17 protein-coding genes are annotated in these 19,792 nt (G+C 73.2%); 3 read left to right on the top strand and 14 right to left on the bottom strand.

What is annotated here, in order from left to right; genetic code table 11:
• From purN to OVN18_RS06875, 14 genes are all read right to left on the bottom strand, one after another.
• Window positions 1-594 carry a phosphoribosylglycinamide formyltransferase gene (gene purN / locus OVN18_RS06940; RefSeq protein ID WP_267738923.1) on the bottom strand — a complete coding sequence of 198 codons (594 nt, stop codon included), beginning with the start codon at window positions 592-594 and terminating at the stop codon, window positions 1-3.
• 50 nt (window positions 595-644) lie between these two features.
• Window positions 645-2,168: a cell division protein PerM gene (locus tag OVN18_RS06935; RefSeq protein WP_267779988.1), complete on the bottom strand. Its 1,524-nt coding sequence runs from the start codon at window positions 2,166-2,168 to the stop codon at window positions 645-647.
• 60 nt (window positions 2,169-2,228) lie between these two features.
• On the bottom strand, window positions 2,229-4,703 hold the full coding sequence (gene ptsP / locus OVN18_RS06930; protein ID WP_267779987.1) for a phosphoenolpyruvate--protein phosphotransferase: 2,475 nt from the start codon (window positions 4,701-4,703) through the stop codon (window positions 2,229-2,231).
• Window positions 4,700-5,341, bottom strand: a complete 642-nt coding sequence (gene dhaL / locus OVN18_RS06925; protein ID WP_267779986.1) for a dihydroxyacetone kinase subunit DhaL — start codon at window positions 5,339-5,341, stop codon at window positions 4,700-4,702. Before dhaL ends, ptsP begins: the two co-directional genes overlap by 4 nt.
• A 40-nt stretch (window positions 5,342-5,381) precedes the next feature.
• Window positions 5,382-6,380 (bottom strand): dihydroxyacetone kinase subunit DhaK, encoded by a 999-nt coding sequence (gene dhaK, locus OVN18_RS06920; RefSeq protein ID WP_267738918.1) that lies wholly within the window; start codon window positions 6,378-6,380, stop codon window positions 5,382-5,384.
• Window positions 6,381-6,586: 206 nt separating this feature from the next.
• Window positions 6,587-7,474 (bottom strand): succinate--CoA ligase subunit alpha, encoded by an 888-nt coding sequence (gene sucD, locus OVN18_RS06915; protein ID WP_267738917.1) that lies wholly within the window; start codon window positions 7,472-7,474, stop codon window positions 6,587-6,589.
• 13 nt (window positions 7,475-7,487) lie between these two features.
• Entirely contained in the window at window positions 7,488-8,651 is a 1,164-nt protein-coding gene (gene sucC, locus OVN18_RS06910; protein ID WP_267779985.1) for an ADP-forming succinate--CoA ligase subunit beta, read from the bottom strand.
• A gap of 237 nt (window positions 8,652-8,888) precedes the next feature.
• A complete protein-coding gene (locus OVN18_RS06905) occupies window positions 8,889-9,326 on the bottom strand; it encodes an ATP-binding protein (protein ID WP_267779984.1) in 438 nt (145 codons plus the stop codon).
• Window positions 9,319-9,654: an STAS domain-containing protein gene (locus tag OVN18_RS06900; RefSeq protein WP_267738912.1), complete on the bottom strand. Its 336-nt coding sequence runs from the start codon at window positions 9,652-9,654 to the stop codon at window positions 9,319-9,321. Before OVN18_RS06900 ends, OVN18_RS06905 begins: the two co-directional genes overlap by 8 nt.
• Window positions 9,651-11,660: a glycosyltransferase family 2 protein gene (locus tag OVN18_RS06895; protein ID WP_267782955.1), complete on the bottom strand. Its 2,010-nt coding sequence runs from the start codon at window positions 11,658-11,660 to the stop codon at window positions 9,651-9,653. Before OVN18_RS06895 ends, OVN18_RS06900 begins: the two co-directional genes overlap by 4 nt.
• Before the next feature lie 73 nt (window positions 11,661-11,733).
• Window positions 11,734-13,368, bottom strand: coding sequence for a SpoIIE family protein phosphatase (locus OVN18_RS06890; RefSeq protein WP_267779983.1), 1,635 nt, complete (start codon window positions 13,366-13,368; stop codon window positions 11,734-11,736).
• Entirely contained in the window at window positions 13,365-13,697 is a 333-nt protein-coding gene (locus OVN18_RS06885; protein WP_267779982.1) for an STAS domain-containing protein, read from the bottom strand. The genes OVN18_RS06890 and OVN18_RS06885 overlap by 4 nt, the downstream gene beginning before the upstream one ends.
• A 334-nt stretch (window positions 13,698-14,031) precedes the next feature.
• Entirely contained in the window at window positions 14,032-16,500 is a 2,469-nt protein-coding gene (locus OVN18_RS06880) for an ATP-dependent helicase (protein WP_267779981.1), read from the bottom strand.
• Window positions 16,501-16,625: 125 nt separating this feature from the next.
• Window positions 16,626-17,645 carry a glycerophosphodiester phosphodiesterase family protein gene (locus OVN18_RS06875; RefSeq protein WP_267779980.1) on the bottom strand — a complete coding sequence of 340 codons (1,020 nt, stop codon included), beginning with the start codon at window positions 17,643-17,645 and terminating at the stop codon, window positions 16,626-16,628.
• Between the two features lie 31 nt (window positions 17,646-17,676).
• Between OVN18_RS06875 and OVN18_RS06870 the strand changes: the two genes are divergently transcribed.
• From OVN18_RS06870 to OVN18_RS06860, 3 genes are all read left to right on the top strand, one after another.
• Window positions 17,677-18,126 (top strand): DUF4190 domain-containing protein, encoded by a 450-nt coding sequence (locus OVN18_RS06870; RefSeq protein ID WP_267779979.1) that lies wholly within the window; start codon window positions 17,677-17,679, stop codon window positions 18,124-18,126.
• Entirely contained in the window at window positions 18,123-18,740 is a 618-nt protein-coding gene (locus OVN18_RS06865) for a hypothetical protein (protein ID WP_267779978.1), read from the top strand. Before OVN18_RS06870 ends, OVN18_RS06865 begins: the two co-directional genes overlap by 4 nt.
• Before the next feature lie 98 nt (window positions 18,741-18,838).
• Window positions 18,839-19,651 carry a Bax inhibitor-1/YccA family protein gene (locus tag OVN18_RS06860; RefSeq protein WP_267738901.1) on the top strand — a complete coding sequence of 271 codons (813 nt, stop codon included), beginning with the start codon at window positions 18,839-18,841 and terminating at the stop codon, window positions 19,649-19,651.
• Window positions 19,652-19,792: the final 141 nt, after the last annotated feature.

Here is a 19,792-nt window from a genome sequence, read left to right as displayed (position 1 = left end):
TCAGGAGGGGCGCGCGGCCGCGAGGTCGATCGCGCCCGTGGCGATGTCGCGCACGACGTCGATGAGCAGGCGGCGCTCGACCGGCTTGATGCGCTCGTGCAGGCTGTGCTCGGTGTCGCCGGGCAGCACGGGCACGCGCTCCTGGCGCAGGATGGGGCCGCTGTCGACTCCCGCGTCGACGACGATGACGCTGGCGCCGGTCTGGTCGACCCCGGCGGCGAGGGCGTCGCGCACGCCGTGGGCGCCGGGGAACTCGGGCAGGTACGCGGGGTGGGTGTTGATGATCGCGGGGGCGAGCGCCTCGACGACCCCGGCCGGTAGCAGGCGCATGAGCCCGCTCAGCACCACGAGGTCGGGCTGCCACTCCTGGATGGTCGTCAGCAGCTCCGCGCCCCAGGCCTCGCGGCTGGGGTAGGAGCCGTAGGGGACGGTGAAGCTGGGGATGCCGAAGTGCTCGGCGTGCTCGAGCCCGTCGGCCTGCCGGTCGGCTCCGACCGCGACGACGTGGGCCGGGTAGTCGTCGTGCGCCGACCTCTCGAGAAGAGCGCGCAGGTTCGACCCGCCGCCCGAGATCAGAACGACGACCCGCAGCACCGCTCCAGGCTACCGGTCGCGCGGGGTCCCGATGCGCGGATGAGCAGGAGTCAGGGCGTCGGCGGGGCGGGGCGGTCGGGCAGGAACGGGGCGGGGCGCTCGGGCAGGAACGGGGCAGGACTGCTGCCGGCGGAGCCGAGGGCGGCGGAGCCGGGGGCGGGGCGGTCGGGCGCGGGGCGGCCCGCCGCGCGATCCGGCTCGTCGACGTCGGCGGCGGGATGCCCGTCGCGCCCCGCGAAGGGCACGCGCACCCCGCCGGCGAGCAGGCCCAGCAGCACGCCGACGACGGCCTCGACGAGCATCCACAGCCCCACCGCGACGCCGTCGGGCCCGATCTGCGCGAGTCGCCCCGGCCCGGCGGAGCCGGCGGCGATCGCGGCGAGCCCGGCCGCCAGCAGGCCGGCGATGAGGGCGGCGAGCACCGCGGCGAGGAGCGCCCAGCGGCGCCAGGGGGCCCCTGTGGGCAGCTCGGCGACGAGGCGCGGACGGGCCGCGAGGCCGGCGACGAAGGCGAGCAGCACGGGTACCAGCAGCACGACGAAGCCGGGCCCCTCCCCCGCGGCGGGCACGGCGCCGAGCAGCGGGATGGCCGGCAGCGGCCCCACGGTGGTGCCGAGCGCGCTGACGCCCGAGCCGGTGCCGAGGGCGAAGCCCGGGCCGACGAGCCAGGAGAAGGACCACAGCACGGCGGTCGGCACGAGCAGCAGCTGGCCGACCGTGAGGGCGACGCCGCCGAGCACCTCGGCCTGCACGCTCTCGTAGAGGGCGATCACCTGGCCGTAGGAGACGATGAGCGCCCCGGCCGTCAGCACCGACGCGGCCGCGATCACCGAGAAGACGACGCCGAGGCCGGCGCGCCAGCCCGCCGAGAGGGCGCCGAGCAGCCCGCGCGGCAGGTCGTCGACGCGGTCGCGCACCGACTGCCCGAGCGTGCGGGCTCGCAGCCGCGCGGCGGTCGCGGCCCTGTCGAGCGCCGAGCGGGCCGCGCCGAGCGGGCCGTCCGCCGGTGCTCGACGCGCCGCGGCGCCGGTCGCACCGGCCGCGCCGGTCGCGCCGGGGCCGCGCACGACCGACCGAGCCTCGGCCATCAGCAGGCCGACGAGCAGGCCGAGCGCGAAGACCGCCGCCGGGTAGACGGTTCCCTGGGTCAGGTCGGGCTGCGCCACGGGATGCCCCGCCGAGCTCGTCGCGAGCCACGAGAACAGCACGACCCCCGCCACGGCGATGCCCGCCCCGAGGCCGCGGTGCGGCTGCTCGCGCAGCCGTCCGCCCAGCACGACGCCCGCCCCCGCGGTGAGCACGGCCCCGCCCAGCAGCGCGAGCGTGACCGGGAACGGCTCGATGGCGAGCCCGAGCGCGGCGCCCGCCGCCGGATCGAGGGTGACGAGCACGTCGACCCCGTGGCCGACGAGCCACACGTCGACGGCCGCCCGCCAGAACACCAGCCAGTCGAGCTGGAACCCGAACTGCAACGCCCACATGAGGGTGAGCACGGCGAGCGGCAGGCCGATGCCGATGCCCACCACGAGCAGCGCTTCGAGCGCGGCGAAGGCGGCGGTGAGTCGGCGGGTCATGACGGGGGCGAGCCTACCGGCGGGGCGCGGTCGGCCCCGGGCCGCCTCGCGGGCGCGGCCTCAGCCCGCGAGGACCGCGGCCGCGGCGGCGCGCGCCCGTGCCGGGTCGAGCGCGGCGCAGGCCGCGGCAGCGGCATCCCGGCACCGCGAGAGCGGCAGCGCGCTCAGCGCCGTGCCGACGGCCGTGACCGCGCGGGCCGACATCGACAGGCTCGTGACGCCGAGCCCGACGAGCACCGGGGCGAGGGCGGGGTCGGCGGCCGATTCGCCGCAGATGCCCACGGGGGTCGCGGTGCGCTCGCCCGCCTCGCCGATGAGCCGGATCATGCGCAGCAGCGCCGGCTGCCACGGGTCGGCGAGCGCCGCGAGCTCGCCCGACTGGCGGTCGGCGGCCATCGTGTACTGCGAGAGGTCGTTGGTGCCGATGCTGACGAAGTCGACGACGCGCATGAGCTCGTCGGCGACCATCGCGGCCGAGGGGGTCTCGATCATGACGCCCACCGAGGGGATGCCCGCCGCGCGGGCGCGCTGCACGAAGTCCTCCGCCTCCTGCACCGTGGCGATCATCGGTGCCATGACCTGCACCTCGGCGCTCTCGGCGTCGGCGGCGCGCGCGATCGCGAGGAGCTGGTTGTCGAGCACGGCGCCGTCGCGACGGGCCGTGCGGAACCCGCGCACGCCGAGCGCCGGATTCGGCTCGTCGTCGGCGGTGAGGAACGGCAGGGGCTTGTCGCTGCCGGCGTCGAGCGTGCGCACGATGACCTTCTGCCCGGGGAAGGCGGCGAAGACCTCGCGGTAGGCGGCGACCTGGTCGTCGATGCCCGGCTCGGACTGGCGGTCGAGGAAGCAGAACTCGGTGCGGAAGAGTCCGACGCCCTCCGCCCCGCGCTCGACGGCGCGACGGGTGTCGCGGGGAGCCCCGACGTTGGCCCCGAGGATGACGCGGTGCCCGTCGGCGGTGCGCGCCGGGCCCTGCCACGGCGGCAGCGTCACGACGCCCGTGGCGGTCGCCCGCTGCTCCTCGGTCGGCTGCTCGATGATCTCGCCCGTGTCGCCGTCGACGAGCAGCACCGTGCCCTCGGCGAGCGCCGTCACGCCGGCGGCGCCGACGACGGCGGGCAGCCCGAGCTCGCGGGCGAGGATCGCCGTGTGCGAGGTCGGCCCGCCCTGCTCGGTGACGATCGCGAGGCAGCGCGCGGGGTCGAGCCCCACCGTGTCGGCCGGGGCGAGGTCGTCGGCGACGAGGATGAAGGGATGCTCCCGCTCGGGCACCCCGGGCGGCTCGACCCCGGTCAGGGCCGCGATGATGCGGTCGCGCACGTCGATGATGTCGGTGGCGCGCTCGGCGAACCGCCCGCCCGCCTCCCGGTACTGCGCGGCGGTGCGCCCGAGCTCGATCCAGACGGCGCGCTCGGGGGTGAGCCCCTCGTCGCGCACGTGCGCCTCCGCCGCGGCGTGCAGAGCCGGATCGGCCGCGATCGCCGCCGTCGCCTCGAGCACCTCGCGCCGCTGCCCGCCGAGCCGATCGGCCTGGGCGTGCATGGTGCGCGCCACCTGCAGCATCGCGCGCCGCAGCCGGTCGCGCGCCGCGGTGCGCTCCTCGGGGGCGATGCGCGCTCCCCCGTCGGGCTCGATCACGTCGTGCGTCATGACGACCACCGGTCCGACGACGCGACCGGAGCTGACGCCCAGCGGCTGCCCGACGACGCGCAGCTCGCGCGTGCTCGGCGGCGGCTCGTGCGGGGCGCCTCCGGCATCGACGAGCTCCTCGCCGAAGCCCTCCTCGATCAGGGCGCGCACGCTCTTCACGGCCTCGGCCGCCTGGCGCCCGCTCGCGGCGATGCGCACGGCGGTGCCGGCGGTGGCGATGAGGATGGCGATGCCGATGGGGCTCGCCGCGGAGGCGGGCGCCTTGCCGGGCACCGAGAGGGTGACCGCCGCGTCGAAGGCGGCCACGGCCCCGGCGATGACGGCGGCGGGCCGGGCGTGCAGACCGCCGACGTTGCGCACGATCACGTCGGCGACGGCGGGCGGCGGCCCCGCGAGGGCGTCGGCGGGCGCGGCCTCGGTACTGCCGCCCGCGGGAGCGTCGTCGGGCGCCGCCTCCGGCTCCCCCGCTCCCAGGTGCTGCGACTTCGGGCTCAGGGCGGCACGGGCCTCCGCGACCACCTCGTCGAGCGACGCCCCGCCCGCGGCGCGCACGGCCGCGGCCATGAGCCCCTCGACGAAGGGGGCGGCGACGAGCCGCACGCTCTGGGCGGCATCGGGGTCGAGGAACTCCAGCGCGAGCTCCGCGCTCATCACCGCCGAGCCGAGATCCATCAGCACGACGACGCCGGCGCCCTCCTCGGCCTCCCCGATCGCCTCGGCGATGCGGGCCGCGTCGGTGCCCGTCTCCCCCTCGGGGGTGCCGGCGGCGATGGCGATAGAGGGCGGGTCGCTCGCCACCATCTCCGAGGCCAGGGCCACGGCGGCCGCGGCGAGGGCCGGCGAGTGCGAGACGACGACGAGGCCGACGCGGGGAGAGCTGCTCACGCGGCGGCGACCTCCGCGAGGGCATCCAGCAGAAGGGCGGTCGAGGCGGCGCCCGGGTCGATGTGACCCGCGCTCCGCTCGCCCAGGTAGCTCGCGCGGCCCTTGCGGGCGACGAGGGGCTCGGTCGCGTCGCGACCCGCGGCGGCGGCATCGCGGGCGGCCGCGAGCGCGTCGACGAGGGATGCCCCGCTCGCGACCGCTTCATCCATCGCCGCGAGCGCCGGCAGCCAGGCGTCGACCATCGTCTTGTCGCCCGCCTCGGCCTTGCCGCGCGCCACGATGCCCTCCACCCCGGCGCGCAGGGCCGCGGCGAGCGTCGCCGCGTCGAGCTCGGCGGCGTCGCCGATGCTCGCCCCCAGCCGGAGGAAGAAGGTGCCGTACAGCGGCCCCGCCGAGCCGCCGACGGCGCTCACGAGCGTCATGCCCGCCGTCTTGCCGAGCTCGCCCATGGTGCTCGGCGGGCTCGCCTCGAGCTTCGCGAGCACCGCAGCGGAGCCCCGCGCCATGTTCGTGCCGTGGTCGGCGTCGCCGATCGCCGAGTCGAGGGCCGTGAGATAGGCCTTGTTCTGCTCGGCGACCGCGGCGAAACGGGTCATCCACTGCTGCAGGCGGGCGAGGTCGAGGGTGACGGGGCTCATCGTGCGCTCATTCTGCCGCAGTCCGCGAGGGGCGCTCGACTCAGCGACCCCACCGCAGGCCCGGGGTCTCGACCGGCGCGTCCCAGAGCGACAGCATCTCGTCGTCAGCGTGCAGCAGCGTCACCGAGCATCCGGCCATGTCGAGGGAGGTGATGTAGTCGCCCACCAGGGAGCGCGCCACGGTGATCCCGTGCTTCTCCAGCAGGGCGGCCACCTCGCCGAACATGAGGTAGAGCTCGATGAGCGGGGTGCCGCCCATGCCGTTGAGCATCACGATGACGGGCGCTCCCGCGTAGTCGCGATCGGCGAGGATCGGGTCGAGCAGCTGCTGCGCGATCTCGGCGGCCGAGCCGAGCGGTACGCGATGACGGCCGGGCTCGCCGTGGATCCCGATGCCGATCTCCATCTCGTCCTCGGGCAGATCGAAGGTCGGCGCGCCCGCCGAGGGAACCGTGCAGCTCGTGAGAGCCATGCCCATCGAGCGGCCGCCGGCGTTGACGCGGTCGGCGAGTGCGACGAGCGCGTCGAGGTCGTAGCCCTGCTCGGCCGCGGCGCCCAGGATCTTCTCCATCAGCACGGTGAGCCCCACGCCGCGGCGCCCCGCCGTGTAGAGCGAATCCTGCACGGCCACGTCGTCGGCGACGATGACGGTGCGCACCTCGATGCTCGACTCCGCGGCGGCCAGCTCCGCGGCCATCTCGAAGTTCATGATGTCGCCCGTGTAGTTCTTGACGATGTGCAGCACGCCCGCGCCCCGATCGACGGCCGCGGTCGCCGCCTGCATCTGGTCGGGGGTCGGCGAGGTGAACACCTCGCCCGCGCAGGCCGCGTCGAGCATCCCGAAGCCGACGAAGCCGCCGTGCAGGGGCTCGTGGCCCGATCCTCCGCCGGAGACCAGGGCGACCGTGCCGTGATCCTTCGGGGTGGCGCGCAGGATGACGCGGTTCTCGTGGTCGACGCGCAGCTCGCGGTGCGCCGCCTCGATCCCTCGCAGGGCATCCGCCAGAACCGCTTCGGGTGCGTTGATGAGCTTCTTCATGATGGTGGATGCCCTCTCTTCGTCGAACGGACGTCGTCGCCGGCCCGCGGGGGCGGACCCGCACTCGACCGCCACCCTAGACCCGCGCTCCAGCACGCGCCAGGGCCGGGAGCCGCTCGGCCCGCACCGACCGCCGAGGCTCCCCGCAGCGCGGAGGAGCCCCGCCGCCTGACGGCGACGGGGCTCCTCCGCAGATGGTGCGACGGCTACAGCGCGGCGACGATCTCGCGCATGAGCGCGGCGGCCTCGCTGGGGGTCTTGCCGACCTTCACGCCGGCGGCCTCGAGGGCCTCCTGCTTGGCCTGCGCGGTGCCCGCCGATCCCGAGACGATCGCGCCGGCGTGGCCCATCGTCTTGCCCTCGGGGGCGGTGAAGCCGGCGACGTAGCCGACGACGGGCTTCGTGACGTTCGCCTTGATGAAGTCGGCCGCACGCTCCTCGGCGTCGCCGCCGATCTCGCCGATCATGACGATCGCCTTCGTCTCGGGGTCGGCCTCGAACGCGGCGAGCGCGTCGATGTGCGTCGTGCCGATGATCGGGTCGCCGCCGATGCCGATGGCGGTCGAGAAGCCCAGATCGCGCAGCTCGTACATCATCTGGTAGGTCAGGGTGCCCGACTTCGAGACGAGACCGATGGGGCCCTTGCCGGTGATGTTCGCCGGCGTGATGCCGACGAGCGCCTCGCCCGGCGTGATGATGCCGGGGCAGTTCGGGCCGATGATGCGCGTGACGTTGCCGGTGGCCTGAGCGTGCGCCCAGACCTCGGCCGAGTCGAGCACGGGGATGCCCTCGGTGATGATGACGAGCAGCGGGATGCCCGCATCGATCGCCTCGATGGCGGCGTCCTTCGCGAAGGCCGGAGGGACGAAGGCGATCGAGACGTCGGCGCCGGTCTCGGCCATCGCCTCGGCGACCGTGCCGAACACGGGCAGGGTGACGTCGCCGTGGGTGACGGTCGTGCCGGCCTTGCGGGCGTTCACGCCGCCGACGACCTGGGTGCCCGCCTTCAGCATGAGCGCCGTGTGCTTGGTGCCCTCGCCGCCGGTGATGCCCTGGACGATGACCTTGGAGTCCTTGGTCAGGAAGATCGACATTCTCTGGGGTCCTTTACTTCGAAGCCAGCTCGGCGGCCTTGTCGGCGCCCTCGTCCATGGAGCTCGCGACGGTGACGAGCGGGTGGGCGGCCTCCGCGAGGATGCGGCGCCCCTCCTCGACGTTGTTGCCGTCCAGGCGCACGACGAGCGGCTTGGTCGCGGCGTCGCCGAGCATCTCGAGCGCCTTCACGATGCCGTTCGCGACGGCGTCGCAGGCGGTGATGCCGCCGAAGACGTTGACGAACACGCTCTTGACCTGCGCGTCGCCGAGGATGACGTCGAGACCGGCGGCCATGACCTCGGCCGAGGCTCCGCCGCCGATGTCGAGGAAGTTGGCGGGCTTCACGCCGCCGTGCTTCTCACCGGCGTAGGCGACGACGTCGAGCGTCGACATGACGAGTCCGGCGCCGTTGCCGATGATGCCGACCTCGCCGTCGAGCTTCACGTAGTTGAGGTCGTGCTCCTTGGCCTTGGCCTCGAGCGGGTCGGCCGCGGCCGCGTCCTCGAGGGCCTCGTGGCCGGGCTGGCGGAAGGCGGCGTTCTCGTCGAGCGTGACCTTGCCGTCGAGGGCGATGATGTCGCCGGCGCCGGTGAGCACGAGCGGGTTCACCTCGACGAGCGTCGCGTCCTCGGCGGTGAAGACGCCGTAGAGGGTCACGAAGACCGGGGCGACCTTCTCGACGAGCTCGGCCGGGAACTTCGCCTCGACGGCGATCTCGCGGGCCTTCTCGAGGTCGATGCCGCGACCCGGGTCGACGGCGACGCGGGCGAGCGCCTCGGGGCGCTCCTCGGCGAGCTGCTCGATCTCGACGCCGCCCTCGTAGCTGCAGAGCACGAGGTAGTTGCGGTTCGCGCGGTCGAGCAGCACCGAGAAGTAGAACTCCTCGGCGATGTCGGCGCCCGCGGCGACCATGACGCGCTGCACGACGTGGCCCTTGATGTCGAGGCCGAGGATGGCCTTCGCGGCCTCCTCCGCGTCGGCGGGGGTCTTGGCGACCTTGACGCCGCCGGCCTTGCCGCGGCCTCCGACCTTGACCTGCGCCTTGACGACGGTGACACCGCCGAGCTTCTCAGCCGCCGCGCGCACCTCCTCGGGGGTGTCGGCGACGATGCCCGGCAGCACGGGAACACCGTGCTTCTCGAACATGTCCCGGGCTTGGTACTCGAAAAGATCCACGCTCTGCTCTTCCCATCCGCGTGCGATGTACTGGGGACTCGGTCGCGCCGACGTCGAACGAGATCGCTCGACGTCGAGATACTCACGACCGCGACCAGGGTACTCCCGTCGCGCACCGGCCCGGCGCACGGTCGCGATGGGCGGCGGCGGCGATGCGGTCGGCGGCGAGGATGCGGCCGGCGGCGACGGTGCGGCCGGCGGCGACGGTGCGGCCGGCGCGGCGAGCGCGGCCGGCGCTCAGACCGCCGCGGTGCGGGATCGCGCCAGGTGCCAGTGGTTGACGTCGCCCTCGCGCGCGTAGGAGAACTCGTCCACGAGGGCCCGGATCATCGGGATGCCGCGGCCCGACTCGGCCGTGTCGTCGGGCATGGCGCTGCCGTCGAGGTCGAGATCGATCGAGGCCCCGTCGTCGCGCACCTCGATGCGGATGACGGCGGGATCGATCTCGACGACGATCCGGCACTCCGCCTCGGCGGCCCCCGCCGCCGCGTGCTCGATCACGTTGCCGGTCATCTCGACGACGGCGGTCTCCAGGGCGGCGCGGTCGATCGCGGAGACCGACGGATCACTCACCCAGATCGTGCGGAGGAAGTCGAGGGCGGTGTTGACGTCGTCCGGCGGGCACGCCAGCGACCACTCGTACCGAGCAGGGGGAGGGCCGGCCTCCTCAGCCACGGGGGAAGGCCTCGTCGACGGACGAGGCCGGTGCGAGCACCCGCTCGAGGTTGGTGAGCCTCATGACCATGAGCACCTGCTCCGTCGGCGCCACGATGCGCAGATCGCCGCCGGCCTGCCGCGTCGACTTGAGGCCGCCGACGAGCGCGCCGAGCCCGGAGGAGTCCATGAACTCGACCCGGGCGAGATCGACCGCGATGCGCGCGTGCCCGTCGCCGACGAGCGCGCTGACCTCCTCGCGGAAGGCGGCGGCGGTGACCATGTTGAGGCGGCCGTCGAGCGTCATGACGGCGACCCCGTCGGGGCGGAGTTCGGTCGACTGATTCATGGGAGATGCTCCTTCTCGGGCGCGGGCTCGGGCGCGGGGTCGGGCTCCGACTCGTAGCCGCGGAACCGCACGGCGGAGACGAGCACGGAGAACATGACCAGGTCGAACGCGACCCAGCCGACGTTGACGGCGGTGCCGAGCGGCTCGCCGATGCCCATGACGAGTCGCGCGACGCCGACGACCGTGGCGACGAGCAGCACCGCCGATGCGACGATCTGCCAGCGCACGATCCGCAGGGGGTTCGGGAGCCGCTCGCGGACCTTCGAGGTGACGACGAAGTCGAGCGGCCGGCGGAAGACGACGTTCATGAACGCCGTCCAGCAGGCGGCGATCCACACCGGGAAGAGGGCGAGGCTGTACTGCTGACCCCGCCACGTCGACATCCCGCGCCCCACCACCAGGAACTTCAGCTGGCTCAGCACGAGGAACGGCAGGAACCGGAGGAAGAACTCGAACGCCGTCGAGCTGACCGGCAGGATCCCGAAGATGAGGAAGATCGCCGGAGCGGCGATGAACACGACGGTCGCGAACCCGCTGAGGTAGCTCCACATCGTGGCCGAGTACATGAGCCGCTGCCCGAGGGTGAGCCCGCGCTGGGTCCACGGGCTCTCGCGCAGCATCACCTGCACCGTGCCCTGGGCCCACCGCAGCCGCTGCCGCAGGGCCGTGCCCAGATCCTCGGGCGCGAGACCGTGCACGAGCGTCTCGTGGTGGTAGACGCTCCGCCAGCCGAGGCCGTGCAGTCTCATCGAGGTCGCCATGTCCTCCGTCACGGAGACGGTGGCGAGCGGCATCAGCGGCTGCGCCTCATCCGCCCGGTCGACGTCGATCTGACGCAGCAGGCGCTCCACGGCCGCCAGCGCTCCGAGCGGGCTGAGGTCGCGGGAGGCGAGCATCTCGGCGTTCTGCTCGATGCCGGCCAGCAGCAGCGTGCGCATCCCGTCGGCGGGGGCCTCGACCGTCGGCGCCCCGCTGTCGATGCCGGCGGATTCGTCGAGGGCGGCGATCGCCGCCAGGTCATCGGCGATGAGACGCATGTCCTGGTCGACGAGACGACGGGATGCTGCGCGCACCTTCTCCTGCAGCGCGAAGGTCGCCTGCGCGAGTGCGGCGCCGCCCTTGACCTCGGTGCGCGTGCGCTGCAGCGCCTCGAAGATCTCCTCCAGGGCATCCTGCACCATCGGATCGCGCGATCGGCGGCTGCGTCGGGCGCGGGCGACGACCCGCATCGCGCCGCTGATCGCCTCGCGCACCGCCTTCTCGACCTCGACGACGTAGCGCACGATGCCCAGCTGCATGAGGGCCTCGCGGCGGAGCACCGCGTTCGACCCGCAGAAGAAGGCCGCGTTCCAGCCGTCCTTGCCCTGCTGGATGGGTCCGTAGAAGAGCGGCGCCTGGCTGCCGAGCGGGTCGCCCGCCGCGACGTTCGAGAACACCTGCGGGGTCTGGACGAGGGCGACCTCGGGATCGGTGAAGTAGCCCAGCGTGCGGTCGAGCACCTCGGGGCTCGGCACCTGATCGGCGTCGAGCACGAGCAGGAACTCGCCGGAGGTCTCCATGAGCGCGTTGTTGAGGTTTCCGGCCTTCGCGTGGCGCGACTTGCCCGTCCAGTCGGCGCTGCGGGTGACGTACCCCACCCCGATCTCCTCGGCGAGCGCGCGCACCGAGGGCCGCGCACCGTCGTCGAGGATGTACGTCTCGTGCGGGTACCGGATGGCGAGCGCCGCGATCGCGGTCGCTCGCACCAGCTCCTCGGGCTCGTTGTAGGTCGTGATGAAGACGTCGACCGTGGCGCCCTCCGGCGGCGCGGGCGGCGGCGGGCGGTCCCGCGCCCGCCATACCGTGAGGCCGAAGAGCGCGACGTCGATGAGCATGTAGGTCTCGGCCACGACGAGCGGGATGGAGAGCCACCACGCGTCGAGGTTCAGCGAGAAGCCCCAACGCCAGACGATGTAGATGAGGCCCGCCGTCAGGGTCAGCAGGACGAGGAGCCTGACGAGCAGGATGCGCCGCCGCGACGATCGGCCGGAGCGGTCCTCCGCACTGCTCTCGGACCGCGGGCGCGTGAGCGAGCGCTCGTCATGCGTCACGGCGGATCACCATCACCGTCACGTCGTCGGGGGCGACGCCCCGGGCGCGGGTGCGCATGGCCTGCACGATCTCCTCGGCGCTGCCGGCGAGCATGGCGAGGGCCGCGACGTTGTCGAGCGAGGCGAGCGACCCGTCGTAGAGGTCGAGTACGCCGTCGCTCATGGCGATGAGGGTCTCGCCCGGTTCGAGGATGACCGTCTGGGGCATCCACTCGGTCTCGGCATCGATGCCCAGCGGCGGCGACATCGATTTCAGGCGCTCCACCGAGCCGTCGACCCGCATCACGATCGTGAGGCCGTGACCCGCGTCGATGAAGGTCATCTCGCCGGTGTCCATGTCGAGACGTCCGTGGAACAGCGTGACGAAGAGGCCGGCGCTGTCGAGGTCGGCGGTGAGCGCGGCCGCGGCCGCCTCGACGGCGCCCCGCACGTCGCCGTACCGCGCCGAGGAGCGCAGCACCGCCCGCACCGTCGCCGCGATGATGGCGGAGCCGATGCCCTTGCCCATCGTGTCGGCGAGGGTGAAGGCGGCCCCCTCCCCCACCGGGTACCAGTCGTAGAAGTCGCCGCCGACGGCGCGGGCGGGCAGGCACATGCCGGCGATCTCCCACCCCGGCATGCTCAGCAGCTGCTGGGGCAGGAGCCCCTGCTGCACCTCGGCGGCGCGACTGAGCTCCTGGCTGACCGAGAGCTCCTGCTGCACCCAGGAGGCGAGGTCGCGCAGCATCGCCGCCTCCCTCTCCCCGAAGGCGCGCGGCTGCGAGTCGTAGATGCAGAACGAGCCGATGCGCTCCCCGCCCGGCGCGTAGAGCGGATGCCCGGCGTAGAACTGCAGCCCCTCGGGGTCGGCGAGCCGCGCGAACCGCGGGTCGGCCGTGAGGTCGGGCACGACGAGCGTCTCGTCCGACTCGATGGTCACCGTGCAGATCGAGTCGATCCGCGGCTTCTCGGGCAGGGCGGGGCCGACGATCGACTTCGACCACTGCCGGTCGCGATCGATCATGTTGATGGCGACGCTCTCGACGCCGAAGAGCTGCTGGGCGAGTCGCGTGACCCGGTCGAAGCGCTCCTCGGGCGGGGTGTCGACGATGCCGAGCTCGTCGAGCGCGCGCTGCCGCGCCATCTCGTCGATGACGCCGCTGATCGAGACGGACGGCAGGGACCGCTTGACCGGCCGGTCGACGTCGTCGCCGGATTGCCCGCCCGCGTGCTCCTCCCGGGAGCGGATGAGGGTCCAGTGGTTCATCTCCTCGACGCGGTGGTACTCCACCGAGTCGAGCAGCATCTGCATGAGCGGGAGGCCACGCCCCGACTCGGCGAGCGGGTCGGGCATCTCGCGCGGTCCGGTGAGGTCGACGTCGACCTCGTGTCCCGAGTCGCTCACGGTCACCTCGACGCGCGATTCCTCGACGATGACGGTCAGCGTGAAAGCCACGTCGCCGCCGTGGCCGGCGTGCTGGATGACGTTCGCCACGAGCTCGGCGACGGCCGTCTCGACCGCCATCCGGTCGCGAGGGCTGAGCGCGGGACTGGCCGCCCAGGTCTCCTGCAGGAGCTCGTGCACCGAGTCGAGATCCTCCGCGGGCGTGGCGAAGCGCTTCGATCGGGCCACGAGCGGACTCACGACGGGTACGCCTCCGCGAGCGAGGGCGCGGTCGTGAGCACGGAGCTCATGTTGGTGAGCTCGAGCACGAGCTGCACCTGCTCGGTCGGCTCGATGAGAACGAGACCGCCGCCCGCCTCCTTCGCCGCCTTGTACGCCCAGACGAGCGCCCCGAGGCCGGAGGAGTCGAGGAACGAGACGCCCGCCATGTCGACGGCGATGCGGGGGTGGTTGCCGATGATCGCCTCGTGGATGCTCTCGCGGACCCGCGCAGCGGTGACCATGTTGAGGCGCCCGATGAGGGTGACCTCGGCGATGCCTTCGGGGTGGTGCGCGACGGCGATTTCCATGCCTGCTCCTCGTTCGGGGTGATGCGGGCGCGGCGATGATCCGCGCACTCCCATCATGTCGCGCGGGGAGCCCTGTGCGCGCCCCCGCATACGCGGGTCGCGCGACCGTTGTTCGACGCGGCGCCGGGCGAGGTTTGCTCGCCGGGCGGCACGGTCGCTCGTGAGACTACCTCAGCAGGCCGGAACTGCGCATAGCGCGTGACGCGGATGCGGATGCGGAGCTCACGAAGCGCAGCGCGCAGCAGGATCGGCGGCGCGCTCATCAGCTCAGAGTTTCTCGATCGGGTTCGACGCGGACGAGCGTCGAACAGACGAGGAGGGCTCGAAGAGCTGGCTACAGCTTTTCGATCGGAGCGATCTTGATGAGCAGCCGCTTGCGCCCCGCCGTGTCGAACTGCACTTCGGCGATGCTCTTCGGGCCCTGCCCGGTGATGGCGCTGACGCGGCCCTCCCCGAAGTCGACGTGCCGGATGCGGTCGCCCGCGACGAGGGTCAGGTCGCCGTTGTCGCGCACGGTCGCGGTGACCCGGTTGGCCCACTCCGTCTTGGGCTTGCCCGGCGGCAGCGAGGTCTTGTACCCGAACTCCTCGCGACGGCCGCCGCCGACGGCGCGCTGGGCGCCGGGGCTCGAGCGCATCCCCATGCCCGGGGAGTCGCGCCAGTCGATGAGCTCGGTCGGGATCTCCTGCAGGTAGCGGCTCGGCGCGGCGACCTGCGTCTCGCCGAAGGTCGAGCGGGTCATCGCGAGCGAGAGGTGCAGGCGCTGGCGGGCCCGGGTGATGCCGACGTAGAACAGCCGGCGCTCCTCGGCGGGGCCGCCCGGCTCGCTCGCGCTCATCTGGTGGGGAAGGAGGTTCTCCTCCACACCCGTGATGAAGACCGCGTCGTACTCGAGGCCCTTGGCCGTGTGCAGGGTCATGAGCGAGACGGTGCCGCTGGAGTCGTCGAGGTCGTCGGCCGCGGCGACGAGCGCCACCTCGGTGAGGAATTCGATGAGCCGGCCCTCGGGGTTGTTGCGCTGGAACTCGCGCGTCACCGCGACGAGCTCGTCGACGTTCTCGGCACGCGCCTCGTCCTGCGGGTCGCGGCTGGCGCGAAGGAGGTCGACGTACTTGGTCTTCTCGAGGATGCCCGTGAGGACATCCGGCACCGAGGCCGTGTCGATGGTGGCCGTCGCCTCGTCGAGGATGCGGGCGAGCTCGAGCATGGCGCCGGTCACCTTCGGCCCCAGGCCGAGCGCGGCGGCGTCGCGCAGGGCATCCCGCATGACGCCCCCCAGCTCGTCGGCGTGCATCGCGAGCGCCGTCTCGGTGGCCGGGCCGATGCCCCGCTTCGGGGTGTTGAGGATGCGGCGCAGCGCGAGCCCGTCGGCCGGGTTCGCGACGGCGATCAGGTACGCCATGACGTCCTTGATCTCGGCGCGCTCGTAGAACTTCGTGCCGCCGAGCACCCGGTAGGGCAGGGCGGAGCGGATGAAGATCTCCTCCAGCGCTCGCGTCTGGGCGTTCGTGCGGTAGAAGACGGCGATCTGGTTGTAGGGGGTGCCGGCCTCGTGCAGCTTCTGGATCTCATCGGCGACGAACTGCGCCTCGTCGTGCTGGCTGTAGCCGGTGAAGCCGACGATGCGCTCGCCCGCGCCCACCTCGGTGAACAGGTTCTTCGCGATGCGGTCGAAGTTGTTGCCGATGACGGCGTTGGCCGCGTCGAGGATGGTCTGGGTCGAGCGGTAGTTCTGCTCGAGCAGGATCACCTCGGCGTTGCTGAAGTCGCGCTCGAACTCGACGATGTTGCGGATGTCGGCGCCGCGGAAGGCGTAGATCGACTGGTCGGAGTCGCCGACGACCGTGAGGGCGGCCGAGGGGATGCCCCCGCTCGCGTCGGTCTCGATGCGGGTGTCGGCGGGCACGTGCACGGGGTCGACCGGCCGGGTGAGCTCGCGGATGAGGGCGTACTGCGCGTGGTTCGTGTCCTGGTACTCGTCGACGAGCACGTGCCGGAACCGCCGCTGGTAGAGCGCCGCCACCTGCGGGAACGCGCGGAACAGGTACACGGTCTGCGCGATGAGATCGTCGAAGTCGAAGGCGTTGGCCCGGGTGAGCTCCTGCGTGTAGCGCCGGAAGATCTCGAGGAACATCACCTCGGCCGGGTCGTTGGGGTTGATCTGCCTGCTGTAGCCCTCGACGTCGACGAGCTCGTTCTTGAGCTTCGAGATCTTGCCCGAGGCCGCGCTCACCGTCAGCCCCATGGTGTCGGCCTGCAGGTCTTTCACGATGCGCTTGATGAGCGCCCGCGAGTCGGCGGAGTCGTAGATCGTGAACGCCTGCGTGAATCCGAACTGCTGCGCTTCGCGGCGCAGGATGCGCACGCAGGCCGAGTGGAACGTCGAGATCCACATGCCCTCGGCGGCGTCGCGCCCGATGAGGTGCCCGACGCGCTCGCGCATCTCGCCCGCGGCCTTGTTCGTGAAGGTGATGGCGAGGATCTGGCTCGGCCACAGCTCGCGGTCGCGCAGCATGCGCGCGATGCGGCGGGTGAGCACGCTCGTCTTGCCCGAGCCGGCCCCCGCGACGATGAGCAGCGCCTGCGCACGCGACTCGACGGCGGCGCGCTGCTGCGGGTTGAGCCCGTCGAGCAGCGGATCCGGCCGGTCGTCGGAGCCGGCACCGGAGGCCGAGGCGGTCGCCCCCGACGCCCCCGAAGCGGGTCGCGCGGCGGCGGATGCGGCGCTCGTGCGGGCGGGGGCGGCGCTGCCGGTCGGCCAGCCGCCCGGGGAGTCGAGGGTGTCGTCGGGGAGGAAGCTCATGGCCCGATCAGTCTAGGTCGCACCGCCGACAGCGCCCGAGCCGGGCATCCCGCCGTCGCGCCTCGTGCGCGAGTCGAGCATCCTGCCGCCGTGTCGTCGCCCCGTCCCGCCGCCGCGCCCCCGCGCTACAGCGTCGCGCGCGCCTCCAGCGCCAGGTCGGGGTGGTCGGCGAACACCCCGTCGAGGCCCGTGCCCATGAGCAACCGGAACCACGCGAGCCAGTCCCCGTGCGCCGCCGGCGCCGTGCCGATGCGCAGAGCGCCGGGCAGGAAGCGGTTCTCGGGCCGCAGCGTCCAGGTGAAGACCCCGAGGCCGGCGGCGTGGGCGCGGGCGACGAGGTCGGAGGCCACCGGGGGCTCGCCCCGCCGCGGCGGCTTCGCGATGAGCGCGGTGTCGACGCTGATGCCGTCGACCGAGCCCGCGAGCCGGGCGAGCCCCTCGTCGGTGAGATGCCCCGCGTAGTCGAGCGCCGCGGCGCCGTGCCGCGCGACGAGATCGGCGGGCGCTCCCGCCTTCTCGAGCAGGTACACGTACTGGGCCGGCACCCCGCGCCCGGCGAGCTCGCGCAGCACGGTCTGCTCGAAGGCCTCGATCGTCAGGCGGTCGCGGGATGCCCAGCCCGCCATCTCCGCCGCGAACAGCTCGTCCAGCGGCAGCCCGATGCTCGCGAAGTACGTCGCGTGCTTGATCTCGGCGACCATCCGCACCGGGGTCGGAGCGTCGTCGAGGATCCCCTTGAGGTCGCGCAGGCGCAGCACGGGGTACCGCCCGTCGAAGCGCGACGAGGCCTGCCGCACCTGCGGCAGCCGCTCGCGGGCGCGCAGGGTCGACAGCTCGGCCCAGGTGAAGTCCTCGGTGAACCAGCCGGTCAGGCGCTGGCCGTCGATGGTCTTCGTCGTGCGCCGCGCCGCGAACTCGGCTCGGTCGGCGACGTCGGTCGTTCCGCTGATCTCGTTCTCGTGGCGCAGCACGAGCACGCCGTCGCGCGTGGCGACGATGTCGGGCTCGATCGCCTCGGCGCCGAGCGTCACGGCGAGCTCGTACGCCGCCCGGGTGTGCTCGGGGCGGTAGCCGCTCGCGCCGCGATGCGCGACGACGATCGGACGGCCCGCAGCGGTGCGCGTCGCGGGCGTGGGCTCGATCACGGCGACGAGCCTACGCGGTAGCCTCGCGGCCATGAGCGCCGAGACGCCCGAGCGACCCGTGTGGGCCGACGCGCCCCTGCGGCCGCGGCGAGCGGGGCGGGATGCCGCTGCCGAGCATCCCGTCACCGAGGCCGCCCCGCTCGCCGCCGAGGCCGCGCCCGCACCGGCGGTCCCGCGCCCCGACGCCGCGGCGCTCCCCCTCGACCCCGGTGCCCCCGAGCCCGCCCCTCGCGCCCGCGCCCGCGGCCCCGTCAATGCCCTCGCCGTCGTCTCCCTCGTGCTCGGCATCATGCTGAGCCCGCTCGCCGCGCTCTTCGGCCACATCGCGGTCGGGCAGATCGCCCGCTCGCGGCGGCCGGGCGGCCGCGATGAGCGGGGCATGCGCGCCGCCGGCGCCGCGATCGCGCTCGGCTGGCTCTCCCTCGCCGCGCTCATCGTCGGCGGCATCGCGGTCGCCCTCGCCTTGCAGGGCGGGCCATGACCGCGCCGCCCGAGGCGGCGCCGCGCGACCCGACCCCGGCGCCGAACGATCCGACCTCCGCCGCCCACGACGCGGCTCCGCCGCCGACCTCCCCGCGCGCGCCGCGCCGGCCCGGTCGCCGCCGTCGACCGCGGCAGCGGCATCCCGACCCCGCCTCGCTGCTGCCCCTGCGCTGGGGCCGCTACCGCGACCGCGTCGGCATCGGGCTCGTGCTCATCGCCGGCGGGCTCGTGCAGCTGCAGGGCGCGCTGACGTACGACCTCGTGCCGCTCATCTGGGGCTCGACGGCGCACATGGCCGGCTGGCTGATCATGCCCGCGCGCGGCTGGCGACGGCTCGTCCCCCTGCTTCCGTCGACGCTCGTGGTCTGGCTGCTGCTCGCCGGCCCCGCCGCCGTCATCACGCTCATCGTGCCGTTCCTGTGCTGGCTGCTGGTGCGGCACCGGCCGTGGCGCAGCCTGCTGGCCGCCGGCCCGGTCGTGCTCAACGGGGTGCTGTTCGCGACGCTCGCCCGCGATTACGAGTGGATGCCCCTGGCCCTCGCCGTCTCCGCGCTCGTGCTCGTCGGCTCGGCGTGGTGGGCCGCGGCCCTCGCGCGTTCAGCGAGCGCATAGCCGCCGCACTGCCGCCCGCGGGAGCTTTTCTCTACACTGAGGGCACTGTGCCGACCGGGAGACGCATCCCACAGGCCGACACGATGGAAGAGGAAACCATGGCACGCAGCAGCTCCAACCCCGCCTTCTCACGCAACCCCGCCTTCTCGACCGGGGCCACCAAGGGCTTCCAGGTCGCGAACGCCCCCACCGCCGAGCAGCTCGACGAGATGTACGGCCGCCCCTCGGCCACCGCCGCCGACACCGAGCGGATGACCTACGAGAACACGATCACCAAGATCGTCATCTCCTTCGTCGTCCTCCTCGCCGGTGCCGCGCTCGGCTGGGTCGTCCCCGTCCTCGCGATCCCCGCGGCCATCGCCGCCTTCGTGCTCTCGCTCGTGCTCATCTTCAAGAAGAAGCCGAGCGCGCCGCTCACGCTCGCCTACGCCGCCCTCGAGGGCGTCTTCGTCGGCGGCATCTCGGTCATCTTCGAGAACCTCGCCGATGGCGCCGTCTCGCAGGCCGTCATCGCCACGCTCGTCATCGTCGGCGTCGTGCTCGTGCTGTTCCGCAGCGGCAAGATCCGCGCCTCCAAGCGCGCGACCAAGGTCTTCCTCATCGCGATGATCGGCTACGCGGTGTTCTCGCTCATCAACATGGGGCTCGTCCTCTTCGGCGCCAACACCGACCCCTGGGGCCTCCGCGGCGGCGACTTCTTCGGCATCCCCATCGCGCTGCTCCTCGGCGTTCTCGTCGTGATCCTCGCCTCCTACTCGCTCGTGCTCGACTTCGACTCGATCCAGCAGGGCGTGCGTCAGGGCGCTCCGGCCGCCTTCGGCTGGACGGCCGCCTTCGGCGTCATGGTCACCGTGGTCTGGCTCTACCTCGAGCTGCTGCGCATGATCGCGATCCTGCGCGGCGGCGAGTAACCGCTCCCGCGCATCCGGTTCGGGATGCGAAAGGGCCGCCCTTCGGGGCGGCCCTTTCTGCGTTCCGTGGCTGAGCAGGTGCGGTGCCTGCGTCGAGTCGCGGCTCAGGTCAGTCGCGGCGGCGACTCCGCCTTGCCATGA

Source organism: Microcella daejeonensis (assembly GCF_026625045.1).
Taxonomy (GTDB): domain Bacteria; phylum Actinomycetota; class Actinomycetes; order Actinomycetales; family Microbacteriaceae; genus Microcella; species Microcella daejeonensis.
The sequence above is the reverse complement of the archived record's forward strand: the minus strand, read 5'-3'. Positions and strand labels throughout refer to the sequence as shown.

Bases quoted from the DNA above. Each gene is read 5' to 3' on its own strand.
- OVN18_RS06885 (WP_267779982.1), bottom strand. From the start codon at position 13,697: ATGGAAATCGCCGTCGCGCACCACCCCGAAGGCATCGCCGAGGTCACC.
- sucD (WP_267738917.1), bottom strand. From the start codon at position 7,474: ATGTCGATCTTCCTGACCAAGGACTCCAAGGTCATCGTCCAGGGCATC.
- dhaK (WP_267738918.1), bottom strand. From the start codon at position 6,380: ATGAAGAAGCTCATCAACGCACCCGAAGCGGTTCTGGCGGATGCCCTG.
- OVN18_RS06900 (WP_267738912.1), bottom strand. From the start codon at position 9,654: ATGAATCAGTCGACCGAACTCCGCCCCGACGGGGTCGCCGTCATGACG.
- OVN18_RS06860 (WP_267738901.1), top strand. From the start codon at position 18,839: ATGGCACGCAGCAGCTCCAACCCCGCCTTCTCACGCAACCCCGCCTTC.
- OVN18_RS06865 (WP_267779978.1), top strand. From the start codon at position 18,123: ATGACCGCGCCGCCCGAGGCGGCGCCGCGCGACCCGACCCCGGCGCCG.
- OVN18_RS06880 (WP_267779981.1), bottom strand. From the start codon at position 16,500: ATGAGCTTCCTCCCCGACGACACCCTCGACTCCCCGGGCGGCTGGCCG.
- dhaL (WP_267779986.1), bottom strand. From the start codon at position 5,341: ATGAGCCCCGTCACCCTCGACCTCGCCCGCCTGCAGCAGTGGATGACC.
- OVN18_RS06935 (WP_267779988.1), bottom strand. From the start codon at position 2,168: ATGACCCGCCGACTCACCGCCGCCTTCGCCGCGCTCGAAGCGCTGCTC.
- OVN18_RS06870 (WP_267779979.1), top strand. From the start codon at position 17,677: ATGAGCGCCGAGACGCCCGAGCGACCCGTGTGGGCCGACGCGCCCCTG.